At 68.4% G+C, this 10858-nt stretch carries 14 protein-coding genes; 4 read left to right on the plus strand and 10 right to left on the minus strand.

Annotated features, from left to right (window positions below):
* The 4 genes from PV363_RS11860 to PV363_RS11875 all read left to right on the plus strand — a co-directional run.
* Positions 1-1518, plus strand: a 1518-nt coding sequence (locus PV363_RS11860; protein ID WP_301022419.1) for a hypothetical protein, incomplete at its 5' end; no start/stop codon positions are given.
* The gene (locus PV363_RS11865) at positions 1518-2066 is read left to right on the plus strand and encodes a hypothetical protein (RefSeq protein WP_220341594.1); all 549 of its coding nucleotides are present in this window, start codon (positions 1518-1520) and stop codon (positions 2064-2066) included. The genes PV363_RS11860 and PV363_RS11865, both read left to right, overlap by 1 nt.
* A 165-nt stretch (positions 2067-2231) precedes the next feature.
* Positions 2232-3611, plus strand: coding sequence for a hypothetical protein (locus PV363_RS11870; protein ID WP_220365190.1), 1380 nt, complete (start codon positions 2232-2234; stop codon positions 3609-3611).
* A complete protein-coding gene (locus PV363_RS11875) occupies positions 3611-4159 on the plus strand; it encodes a hypothetical protein (protein ID WP_301022420.1) in 549 nt (182 codons plus the stop codon). The genes PV363_RS11870 and PV363_RS11875 overlap by 1 nt, the downstream gene beginning before the upstream one ends.
* Positions 4160-4498: 339 nt before the next feature.
* Here PV363_RS11875 and PV363_RS11880 read toward each other — a convergent pair whose 3' ends face one another.
* The 10 genes from PV363_RS11880 to PV363_RS11925 form a co-directional block, all read right to left on the minus strand.
* Positions 4499-4807 (minus strand): WXG100 family type VII secretion target, encoded by a 309-nt coding sequence (locus PV363_RS11880; protein WP_220345037.1) that lies wholly within the window; start codon positions 4805-4807, stop codon positions 4499-4501.
* Positions 4808-4815: 8 nt separating this feature from the next.
* Positions 4816-5169, minus strand: a complete 354-nt coding sequence (locus tag PV363_RS11885; protein ID WP_220345036.1) for a hypothetical protein — start codon at positions 5167-5169, stop codon at positions 4816-4818.
* Between the two features lie 93 nt (positions 5170-5262).
* Positions 5263-5823 (minus strand): acVLRF1 family peptidyl-tRNA hydrolase, encoded by a 561-nt coding sequence (locus PV363_RS11890; protein WP_301022421.1) that lies wholly within the window; start codon positions 5821-5823, stop codon positions 5263-5265.
* A 2-nt stretch (positions 5824-5825) separates the two neighbouring features.
* A complete protein-coding gene (locus PV363_RS11895) occupies positions 5826-6206 on the minus strand; it encodes a metal-sulfur cluster assembly factor (RefSeq protein ID WP_220341587.1) in 381 nt (126 codons plus the stop codon).
* Positions 6203-6658, minus strand: coding sequence for a Fe-S cluster assembly sulfur transfer protein SufU (gene sufU, locus PV363_RS11900; RefSeq protein WP_220342493.1), 456 nt, complete (start codon positions 6656-6658; stop codon positions 6203-6205). Before sufU ends, PV363_RS11895 begins: the two co-directional genes overlap by 4 nt.
* Before the next feature lie 5 nt (positions 6659-6663).
* Positions 6664-7923: a cysteine desulfurase gene (locus tag PV363_RS11905; RefSeq protein WP_220341586.1), complete on the minus strand. Its 1260-nt coding sequence runs from the start codon at positions 7921-7923 to the stop codon at positions 6664-6666.
* A complete protein-coding gene (gene sufC, locus PV363_RS11910; RefSeq protein WP_220341585.1) occupies positions 7923-8681 on the minus strand; it encodes a Fe-S cluster assembly ATPase SufC in 759 nt (252 codons plus the stop codon). The genes PV363_RS11905 and sufC overlap by 1 nt, the downstream gene beginning before the upstream one ends.
* Before the next feature lie 30 nt (positions 8682-8711).
* The gene (locus PV363_RS11915) at positions 8712-9038 is read right to left on the minus strand and encodes a non-heme iron oxygenase ferredoxin subunit (protein ID WP_301022422.1); all 327 of its coding nucleotides are present in this window, start codon (positions 9036-9038) and stop codon (positions 8712-8714) included.
* 4 nt (positions 9039-9042) lie between these two features.
* On the minus strand, positions 9043-10254 hold the full coding sequence (gene sufD / locus PV363_RS11920; protein ID WP_301022423.1) for a Fe-S cluster assembly protein SufD: 1212 nt from the start codon (positions 10252-10254) through the stop codon (positions 9043-9045).
* Positions 10251-10858 (minus strand): SufD family Fe-S cluster assembly protein (locus tag PV363_RS11925; protein ID WP_301022424.1); only part of this gene is annotated, 608 nt, incomplete at its 5' end. The genes PV363_RS11925 and sufD, both read right to left, overlap by 4 nt.

Here is a 10858-nt window from a genome sequence, read left to right on the forward strand (position 1 = left end):
ACCGACGAGACGAATCCTGAGAACGCCGCCGCCCTGACCATGCTCATCAAGCACGGTGGCAAGACCGCGTCGTACGACCCGACGTTCCTCGCCGACCTGACCAACCAGGTCTACGACTGGGAGCGCAGCCACGACGGCAGACCGGTGTGGGGTCCGCTCAACGAGCGGCTCGGACAGGGCTACGGAGTCAAGGAGCCCTACTACGACCTGGGCAAGCCCGGCGACCCGTACGACGACAGGGCTCACTACCAGACCCCGTACGACGGCCTTGCCAACCTCCTGGCCGGGATGGCGAAGACGCCGGAGGCCGCTCAGGACTTCTTCGCGGCCGAGGCCGGGGACGTCGACAAGGACAAGCTCGACTACCTCATCGGCAAGAAGGACGGCGACGAGGTCGATGCTCGCACGTTCTCGGCCAGGTACGGCAGCGACGAAGGCGACGGCCTCGGTCTGGCGCTCGAGGCTGCCACGATCGGAGCCGGAGGCGATGCGGTGTTCGGCGCCGAGCTTGCCACCGACGTCTTCAAGAGGATCGCCGACCTGTCTGGTCACGGCGGCCCGGACTCGTGGTACGAGAATGCCTGGCACGTGTGGCCCGACATGACCGACAGCTTGGGCACGATCGCCTCCGGTCACACCGACGACGTCTACCGGCTGCTCGCCGGCGGCACCGTCGCCGACGCGGACGGGCGGCTAGTGCTCACCGGTCCCGAGCTCGAGACTGTTCTCGGAGAGATCGGCCGCGGCGACGACAAGACAGGTCTGCAGACCCTTACCACCGCGATGCTGCTGGAGACGCGCCTCCAGAACGGTGCGTTCCTCAACGAGTTCCCCGCAGGCAGCAGGACGCTCGACGGCCTCGCCAACTCCGGCTACCACGGACTCCAGCAGCAGCACGGCGAGGTCATGGGCAACCTGTTCAACCAGGGCCTCGAGATGAGTGCCGAGAGGGACGACGTCGAGACTGCCCGTCGCGAGCTGATGTCGAAGGCGCTCGATATCGGGACCGGCTTCCTCCCCGGAGCGGGCTCCGTACTTGGCGAGACGGCGAGCGAGCTTGCCAAGAACTCCTATTCTGCGATCCAAGGCGAGGCGCTCTCCCAGCTGAAGGATGCCGTCAAGTACTCGCCAGACACCGACGGGTACCTCGACCGCGAGACTGCCTCGATCCCCGACAAGCTGGAGAACGCCGCACTCGCCGACCTCTACAAGTACGGCTTCCTCCATGACCAGGACATCACCGTCGGCGTCGAGGGTTCTGCACACAAAGTCCACTTCGACGGCATCTCACCCGATCTCTTCACCGGTGGAGACAATCCGCAGCTGCATCCCGAGCTCTACGATCGTGCGGATGGGGCCGTGCTGCCCGAGGACATGCCGAACCGTGCGGCCGTCGAGCAGGCGTGGCACGACTGGTCCGACCCGCAGAACCAGCCTCGGCACCGGATCAAGGAGTTCATCTACCAGTCCACCTTCCTGGAGAGCTTTGTCGATCCCACCCTGCGAGGAGGCAAATGATGGCTGGGAGGCGCCACAGCGGCGTTGCTTTCGTCGGCGGAGCGCTCCTCGCCGCGACCACTGTGCTGAGCGGTTGCTCCGATGACGAGCCAGCCACCGCGGACGACCTTGTCTGCGGCATCTTGGACCGCTCGGCGATGGAGACCATCACCGGTGATCTCGTGGTCGCCGCGGATGGCGAGATGGTACCGGCGACTCAGCGGAAGAAGGGCAGCGAATGCGAGGTCGGACGCAACGGACGACTCTTGCTGGACATCTCCCTGCGCGACTTCGAAGACGAGGCCGACCGCACCGCGGCGATCGCGAAGGCCACCGAGAGCAGAGATTCGCTCGGGTGCACCGACCTCACGGACGCCGTGGGATACAGCTGCCGATTCACGGACCAGCAACTCGGTGACAAGACTGGCGTGATCGTCGTGTTCGACGACCGACAGGTCGCGGTCCACGCCCGCACACCCGATAGGACGATAACCCCCAAGACGGAGGATGTGCTCGCGATCGCCCGCAACGTCGACGCCAACATCACCGCCTACGACGCCGCGCGCTGATCTCGGTGCGGCGTCACCGCGGTCGAGCTCCCACAGTGCGCCTTGGCGCCCGACACCGGCCGTCGATACAGTGCTGATCCTCGATGAGTCCTCCCAGGAAGGCCCGCTCGGATGCGTCCAGACCACGGTGCGACGCTCCTGATCGAAGGCTTCGAGAGGCACGACGTGTCACCTGCCACCCTCACCTCCCAGGCAGAGGCCGTGGCCAAGCCGGCCGGTGACGTCGAGAACTTCAACGCTGATCTCAAGCGTGAGCACAATACGGCCAAGGACGGGGTCGCCGGAGTCGTGGCCGATGCCATGACAGGCGCCGACACCGCCACCAAGACCAAGGCTCGGTCGCTCATCCAGGGAATCCTGGTGGCTGCGGGCGCGATCCGGCACTTCGCGGAGGCGGTCGAGACCTTCAACCAGGCGATCGACCGGCTCAACAGCCAGATCCGAGCGGAGCCGACCAAGGAGAAGCAGCAGGCCAAGAAGGCAGAGCTCGGCTTCCAGTACCCCTACATCCTCCAGGCGCTGGAGCACGCAGCCCGTACCGCGAAGCAACAGCTGTCGGACCCGTTGGACCCGGACCACGTGAGGGCGCTCTACGCCGCCGGCGCGCTGCCGTCGTTCGCCGCGGCGATCTACTCCGACCTCGTGGATCTCACCAAGGTCTCGCTGCGTACGATGCCGTTCGACCTCGCCGCGATGACGGCAGCCGAGCGTGCGACGTTCCTCGAGAACCACCCCGTCGTCGCGGTCGCCGTCATGGAGCTCACCCTCCGCAACGAGGGCCTCCTGACCGGTCCCGCCCCCGACGGCTACTACCGCGAGTGGCTCGCCAACGCCGCACGCCAAGGGATCAGCGTGGACACGATCGTCGACATCGCGCGCACCCACGACGTCCGCCCGGAGGACTTCGAGGTGTTCGACGGCATGGAGCGCGTGACCGACCCCGACGGCAAGTCGTTCTTCCTCCTCCCGCCGGGGATCAGCGGCGACGACGCACGCCATGCCGTCCTGATGACCTACATCCTCAACGCAGGCACGGACTACGGGGCGGCGAGTCCGGACAACGACTTCCCCGAGACCCCTTACTCCGCCGCCGAGATCCAGCGGATCATCGACCGGCAGTCCGCCAACGGCTGGAGCTATGACCAAGACGTCGGCTTCGTCCACGGCAACGGCGGACGCATGGTCACCACGCCCAACGGGATGCTCATGGGACTCGGGGGCAACTGGCTGCAGGGCATGTTCAGCCTCAAGGGCGGAACGGCATGGGGGGACATCTTCATGCTCAACATCGATGACGTGGACGACCCGGATCAGGTCGTCAAGGACGTCGCGCAGTCGGGGCGCGCGTCGTACGTCGACGACGACGGAACCGTCTACCAGGGTCAGCTCGACCTGGACCGGCTGCTGCACCACGAGGAACGCCACTCCCAGCAGTGGGCGCGGGAGGGATACGGCGGCTTCATCCGGTCGTACGCGCGGGAGCAGCTCACAGGCGGCAACGAGACCGAGCAGGACGCCGGGCTGCGCGACGGCGGATACCACTGATGCACCTCGGTTCGACCGGCCGGCGGGTCGCCGCGGCCACCACCGCCGTGCTCGGTGCCACCGTCCTGACCGCCTGCGACGGGGACGCTCCGTTCGCACCGTCACTGCCGAGTGCGGCCGGCTACCGCGCCGACGGAGACGCGCTCAGGATCTGGACCGGCACACCGTGCGTGGGCGTGACTCGCTTCGCCTTGACGTTCACGACGGCCGACGGTGAGCGTCAACGGCTCGTGCTCACGGCTCCCCCACCTGGTGTGACCGTGGAGCAGCTCGACATCGCGCAGCCTGATCCCGCGTTCACGGTTGACGAGCAGCCGACATCTGACTTCGACTGGCGCGACGCCGAGAAGGCCTCGCTCGTCATCGACGCCGCCGAGCCCGCCTGGGGATCCGTGGTCGACCTGTCCGACGTCGTCGACGGCTCACCGGAGCATCCAGCCGACGCCTACCTCTTCGACGACGTGGGCTGGAAGGACGCCGCTGACGTGGCCGACCAGAACGGCCAGGACTTTTTGACGGTCTGCACGCCCGCTGCCGACAGGGGTTGACCGCGCCGTCACGGCGTCCCGGCAACTCGCAGTGCTATCGGTCCGCCGCCCGAAGGCCACGCGCCGCCTCGGCGTCCGCCTGCGCAGCGTCTACGGCCGCCGTCGAGAGGCGTGACCCAGCAGCGGTGACCGCGCTCGGGAGCATCCCCGTCGGACCGGCGACCACAGACTGATAACGCTCCAGCGCCGCCCGGAGTACGGGGTGATGGGCAGCCGGGGGCGCCGCAGCCATGGCGGTCACGAGCGCCGACGCGGCCGCTGCCGCATCGACGTCGGTCGCCGCGACACGAGCGCCTGCGCCGTGAAGGTCGTCGGGTCGCATCCCCCATGCAGCCGTCGTCATCGCGGACCGCCCGCCCCGAGAACCGCCCGCATCCGGGCCCCCGCGGACACGAACGTGTCACCGGCCTCGCCCACCCCTGTGCGCTGCTCGCGTACCGAGGCAACGTGCTCCTCCACGAGCCGGTCGACGACGCGCATCGCCGCCTCGTGCTCCTCGCTCCCGACGCCGCCTCCGAAGACGCCCAGAGCACGCGCCGCCTCTGCGCGAAGCGAGTCTCGATAGTCCTCGATCGTCCCGGCGTAGCTCCCGAGGTCAGCGCCCGCCTGCTCGATGGCCGCGTGATCGACGCGCAGCTGATAGGTCATCGCGGCGCTCACACGTTGACCGGTCGGGCGAAGGCCGACGCCAACGCTTCCGTCGAGGACCGGGTCACCGACTGTCGGGCCGAAGCCTGCTCGTCCCCCGCGACCGCGTGGCGCTCGGCGGTCACTGCGCGTCGCGCCTGCTCGGCGATCTGACGCGCCAGCAGCGTGTGGTTGCCCACAGAGACCTGCGCGACATCCTGGAAGGCCGATCCAGCCGCGCCCTTGAAGCCGGCCTGGGCGCCCTCCATCCGAGAGAGGTGCTGCCGCGCGGTGCCGACGTTGTCCTCGGCTGTCGCCTGATAGCCCCGCCCCGACCGGGACAGCAGCCCGACCTCCTCGAGGTTCACGATCTGGTTGCTCATGCTCGCTCCGTCCTGGCCGTGCGGCCGTGCTCGTTCGACGGGAGCCACGCTAGCCAGATCCGTTCCCGGCCCGCGGACGTCGTCCACAGGCCTTCAGGCGAGCGCGTTGAGCCGCACCTCGTACGCCCGCGCGTCGACGACGGCCTTCAGGAGCGTGACGAACTTGGGGTCACCGACCTCGAGCCAACGCTGCGCGGGCACCAGCGGCGTACGGCCGTCGCACTGCTCGAGCACCGCCGCGAACAGCGGCCGGTCTCCCCCACCGAAGACGAGGCTGCCCTCCGGGACGATCCGGCGTACGACCTCGGCGCACGCCTCCACCAGCGCGTCGGCCTGGTTGGCGCGCCGCCGCGCGTAGCGCTGCTGGCTCCAGCCACCCGCCTTGGTCTGACCCTGGACGTAGCGCGTCCCGGTCTTGTGAGCCGCGAGCGCCCCGCCCTCGACAGAGCCGACGGCATAGCCGCCGCGCCGCACGAGCACGATCCCGAAGTCGCCGGGAGGCTCCGCCCCGTCGTACGCGGCCTCCGCGCCGTCGGGCGACTGCAGCGTGACGCCCGTGCCGTCACGCACGACGACCGGCTCGCCGTGCCGGGCGGAGAAACGCTCCACCCAGCCAGCGAGCCGGTCGTGCGGGACGAGGACGGTCCTGGTCACCCTCAGACGTTGAAGCCGAGGGCGCGAAGCATCTCGCGGCCGTCGTCGGTGATCTTGTCCGGGCCCCACGGCGGCATCCACACCCAGTTGATGCGGAAGTCGTTGACGATGCCCTCCAGCGCCTGCCGGGTCTGGTCCTCGATGACGTCGGTCAGCGGGCACGCCGCCGAGGTCAGCGTCATGTCGATCACGGCATTGTTGGCCGGGTCGACCTCGACGTCGTAGACGAGGCCGAGATCGACGACGTTGATGCCGAGCTCGGGGTCGACCACGTCCTTCATCGCCTCGTTGACGTCCTCGGGCGTGGTCACGCTCTTGCCCACCGGGGTGAGATCGACCTCGGGAAGGTCGTCGGTGGTCTGGCTCGGTGCGGTGTCGCTCATCGGGTCTCCTGGCTCTCCTGCGCGGCGGCCTGGGCCGTCGCGTCCTTCCATGCCATCCACGACAGCAGCGCACACTTCACCCTGGCGGGGAACTGCGCCACGCCCGCGAAGGCGATGCCGTCCTCGAGCACGTCCTCGTTGGGCTCGACCTGTCCGCGGCCCTGCATCAGGGTCTGGAACTCGTCGAGCACCGCCAGCCCTTCAGCAACCGTCTTGCCGACGACGAGGTCGTTGAGCACCGACGCCGACGCCTGGCTGATCGAGCAGCCCTCGGCGTCGTACGAGACGTCGGCGACCCGGTCACCGTCGAGGTGCACGCGCAGCGTGATCTCGTCGCCGCAGGTCGGGTTGACGTGGTGGACCTCAGCCTCGTACGGGTCGCGCAGTCCGCTGCCGTGGGGCTTCTTGTAGTGGTCGAGAATGATCTCCTGGTACAGGGCGTCCACGTTCATCGTCGTCACACCACCTTGAAGTACTTCTGGGTGCGTTCGATTCCCTCGACCAGGGCATCGATCTCGGCCTGGGTCGTGTAGAGGTAGAACGACGCGCGGGTCGTCGACTGCACACCGAAGCGCCGGTGGGCCGGCTTGGCGCAGTGGTGACCCGCGCGTACGGCGATGCCGTACGAGTCGAGCAGCTGCGACACGTCGTGCGGGTGCACCCCGTCGACCACGAAGCTCACCGCTCCCCCGCGCTCCACGGCCTCGGTCGGCCCCACGATGGTGAGGCCGTCGATCTCGCCGAGCCGCTTCAACGCATACGCGGTGATCTCGCGCTCGTGCGCGGCGACGTTCTCCATGCCGAGCGACGCGAGGTAGTCGGCCGCGGCGCCGAGCCCGACCGCCTGGACGATCGGCGGCGTGCCGGCCTCGAACTTGGCCGGCGGCCGCGCGTACGTCGAACGCTCCATCGTCACGGTCTCGATCATCTCGCCACCACCGAGGAACGGCGGGAGCTCCTCGAGAAGCGGCATGCGGCCCCAGAGCACGCCGATGCCGGTCGGACCGACCATCTTGTGGCCGGTGAAGGCGACGAAGTCGGCACCGAGCGCGGTCAGGTCGACGGGCATCTGCGGGACGGCCTGCGACGCGTCGACCACGACGACGGCACCGACGGCGTGCGCCCGGGCGATGATGACGTCGAGCGGGCTGACGGTGCCCAGCATGTTGGACACCCACGACACGGACACGATCCGCGTCCGCTCGTTGATCAGCTCATCGAGCGTCGACAGGTCGAGGCGCCCCTCGTCGGTCAGCCCGAACCACCGCAGCGTCGCGCCCGTCCGCTGCGCCAGCAGCTGCCACGGGACGATGTTGGAGTGGTGCTCGAGCTCGGTGATCACGATCTCGTCACCGGGCCGCAGCGCGAGGTCACCCTCGGCGTTGCGGTACGCGTTGGCCACGAGGTTCAGCGCCTCGGACGCGTTCTTGGTGAAGACGACCTCCTCGCGAGAGGGGGCGTTGACGAAGCTCGCGATCGTCGTCCGCGCGTCCTCGAACGCCTCGCTCGCCTCCGCGCCCAGCTGGTGCATCGCACGCGCGACGTTGGCGTTATGGCGGAGGTAGTGCTCCGTGATCGCGTCGACGACCTGCGTCGGCTTCTGCGACGTGTTCGCGCTGTCGAGGTAGACGAGCGGGCGGTCCCCGGCCATGGTCCGACCGAGGATCGGGAAGTCTTCCCGAACCTTCTCGACGTCGTATCCGCCGGGGACGCTCATCAGACGGCGGCCTTGGTGTACTTGTCGTAGCCGTTGGCCTCGAGCTCCTCGGCGAGGTCGGCGCCGCCGACCTCGGCAACCTTGCCGTTGACGAACACGTGCACGTAGTCCGGCTTGATGTAGCGCAGGATGCGTGTGTAGTGCGTGATCAGCAGGACGCCGCGGTCACCCTGCTCGGAGAAGCGGTTGACGCCGTCGGAGACGATGCGCAGAGCGTCGATGTCGAGGCCGGAGTCGGTCTCGTCGAGGATCGCGAACTTCGGGTTGAGCAGCTCGAGCTGGGCGATCTCGTGGCGCTTCTTCTCGCCGCCGGAGAAGCCCTCGTTGACCGAGCGCTGGGAGAAGGTCTTGTCGAGCGTCATCCGCTCGAGAGCGCCGTTGACGTCCTTGATCCACGTGCGCAGCGGCGGAGCCTCACCGTCGATGGCGGTCTTGGCGGCGCGGAGGAAGTTCGCGACCGAGACGCCCGGGATCTCCACGGGGTACTGCATGGCGAGGAAGAGGCCCGCACGCGCGCGCTCGTCGACGGTCATGTCGAGGACGTCGACGCCGTCGAGGGTCACCGAGCCGGAGGTGATGTCGTACTTGGGGTGGCCGGCGATCGAGTACGCGAGGGTCGACTTGCCCGAGCCGTTGGGGCCCATGATGGCGTGCGTCTCGCCCGACTTCACGGTCAGGTTGACGCCCTTGAGGATCTCCTTGGCGCCGTCCTCGGTGGCCACCGAGACGTGGAGGTCGCGGATCTCGAGAGTGGACATGTGTGGTGACTCCGTCGTTTCTTGTGAGGATCAGATGCTGGGGCTGGTCACGTCGACGAGGACGGTCGCGTCCTCGGTGACCTTGCAGGGATAGACCGGCACAGGCTCGGTCGCGGGCAGGTTGAGCACCTCGCCGGTCCGTGCGTCGAAGCGCGAGCCGTGGAGCCAGCACTCGAGCGTGCAGTCCTCCACCTCCCCCTCCGACAGCGAAACCGCGGCGTGCGAGCACTCGTCACGGACGGCGACCACCTCGTCACCGCAACGGACGAGTGCGAGGTCGAGGCCCTCGACCTCGACCGCCAGCACTCCCCCGTCAGGGACGTCGGCGAGCTCAGCCGCGTGCGTGAAGCCGCTCATCGGCTCACGCCCCGGCGACCACGTCGGCGACACCGACGTGCTTGGCGAGCTCGGTCTCGACCGTCTGCAGGAGGCGCTCCTGGATCTCGGGCACCCCCGTACGGCGGATCACGTCGTTGAAGAAGCCGTGCACGACCAGCCGGCGCGCCTCGACCTCGGGGATGCCGCGGCTCTGCAGGTAGAAGAGGTGCAGGTCGTCGAAGCGGCCGGTCGTCGACGCGTGGCCCGCGCCCTCGATCTCGCCGGTCTCGATCTCGAGGTTGGGCACCGAGTCGGCACGCGCCCCGTCGGTCAGGACGAGGTTGTCGTTGCTCTCGTACGTGTTGATGCCGACACCCTCCTTGCGGATCAGCACGTCGCCGATCCACACGGTGTGGGCGTCCTTGCCCTGCAGTGCGCCCTTGTACTCGACCTTGCTGCGGCCCTTGGGCTGGTTGTGGTCGACGAAGAGACGGTGCTCGAGGTGCTGGCCGGCGTCGGCGAAGTAGAGGCCGAGCATGTCGACGTTGCCGCCGGTGCCGGCGTACTCGACCGACGCGTTGATCCGGACGAGGTCGCCGCCGAAGCTGACGAGCACGTGCTTGAGGTTGGCGTCGCGCCCGATGTGGGCGTGGTGGTGCGACACGTGGACGGCGTCGTCGTCCCAGTCCTGAACCGACACAACGGTCAGTTCAGCACCGTCTTCGACGACGATTTCCACGTTCTGGGACAGCGTGGCCGAGCCGACGTAGTCGATCACCACGGTGGCGCGGGAGAAGGGCTCGGCCGTGATCACGACATGACCGGCACCGGCCTTCTCCGAGCCCGTGCCACGGAACGTCACCCAGGTGGGCTTCGAGGCCACGGTCTCCGCGGGGACCGTCACCGTGAAGACACGGTCAGACGCCTCCCAAGCTCGGGCGGAGATCCGGTCGACGGGGACGTACGTCGAGGTGCCGCGCACGGTCGAGTCCTCGACGAGGACCGACTCGGCACGGACCTCGGGCGCGGCGTCGATCTCGACCTCGTAGTCGTGACCGTCGAGAGGGGCGTCCTTGTGCAGGTCGCGCAGGCGCTTCAGCGGGGTGAAGCGCCAGATCTCCTCCAGCCCCTTGGGCACCTCGTGGTCGGCGGGGTCGAACGACCCCTCCGGGTGCAGGTGGCTGATGACCTGGGTCTCGACCGGGCCGGCCAGCGGCCCTGCGGGACGGGTTGTCGTAGTTGTGGGGGCGGTCACCCGACGGCACCTTCCATTTGCAGTTCGATCAGACGGTTGAGCTCGAGCGCGTACTCCATGGGGAGCTCGCGCGCGATGGGCTCGACGAAGCCACGCACGATCATCGCCATCGCCTCGTCCTCCTCCATCCCGCGGCTCATCAGGTAGAAGAGCTGGTCGTCGCTGACCTTCGAGACGGTGGCCTCGTGGCCCAGCGACACGTCGTCCTCACGGACGTCGACGTACGGGTAGGTGTCGGAGCGGCTGATGTCGTCGACGAGCAGCGCATCGCACTTGACCGTGGACGCGGAGTGCTCGGCGCCCTCCTGGACCTGGAGCAGACCGCGGTACGACGCGCGGCCCCCGCCACGTGCCACCGACTTCGAGATGATCGAGCTCGAGGTGTGCGGCGCGGCGTGGACCATCTTGGCGCCGGAGTCCTGGTGCTGGCCCTCGCCGGCGAACGCCAGGGACAGCGTCTCGCCACGGGCGTGCTCGCCCATCAGGTAGATGGCGGGGTACTTCCTGGTCACCTTGGAGCCGATGTTGCCGTCGACCCACTCCATGGTCGCGCCCTCTTCGCAGATGGCGCGCTTGGTGACCAGGTTGTAGACGTTGTTGGACC

Source organism: Mumia sp., from assembly GCF_028803055.1.
In the GTDB taxonomy this organism is placed as follows: Bacteria; Actinomycetota; Actinomycetes; order Propionibacteriales; family Nocardioidaceae; genus Mumia.

Excerpts from the sequence above, each read along its gene's own strand:
- PV363_RS11865 (WP_220341594.1), top strand. The coding sequence starts at position 1,518 with ATGGCTGGGAGGCGCCACAGCGGCGTTGCTTTCGTCGGCGGAGCGCTC.
- PV363_RS11875 (WP_301022420.1), top strand. The coding sequence starts at position 3,611 with ATGCACCTCGGTTCGACCGGCCGGCGGGTCGCCGCGGCCACCACCGCC.
- PV363_RS11880 (WP_220345037.1), bottom strand. The coding sequence starts at position 4,807 with ATGACCTATCAGCTGCGCGTCGATCACGCGGCCATCGAGCAGGCGGGC.
- PV363_RS11885 (WP_220345036.1), bottom strand. The coding sequence starts at position 5,169 with ATGAGCAACCAGATCGTGAACCTCGAGGAGGTCGGGCTGCTGTCCCGG.
- PV363_RS11895 (WP_220341587.1), bottom strand. The coding sequence starts at position 6,206 with ATGAGCGACACCGCACCGAGCCAGACCACCGACGACCTTCCCGAGGTC.
- sufU (WP_220342493.1), bottom strand. The coding sequence starts at position 6,658 with ATGAACGTGGACGCCCTGTACCAGGAGATCATTCTCGACCACTACAAG.
- PV363_RS11905 (WP_220341586.1), bottom strand. The coding sequence starts at position 7,923 with ATGAGCGTCCCCGGCGGATACGACGTCGAGAAGGTTCGGGAAGACTTC.
- sufC (WP_220341585.1), bottom strand. The coding sequence starts at position 8,681 with ATGTCCACTCTCGAGATCCGCGACCTCCACGTCTCGGTGGCCACCGAG.
- PV363_RS11915 (WP_301022422.1), bottom strand. The coding sequence starts at position 9,038 with ATGAGCGGCTTCACGCACGCGGCTGAGCTCGCCGACGTCCCTGACGGG.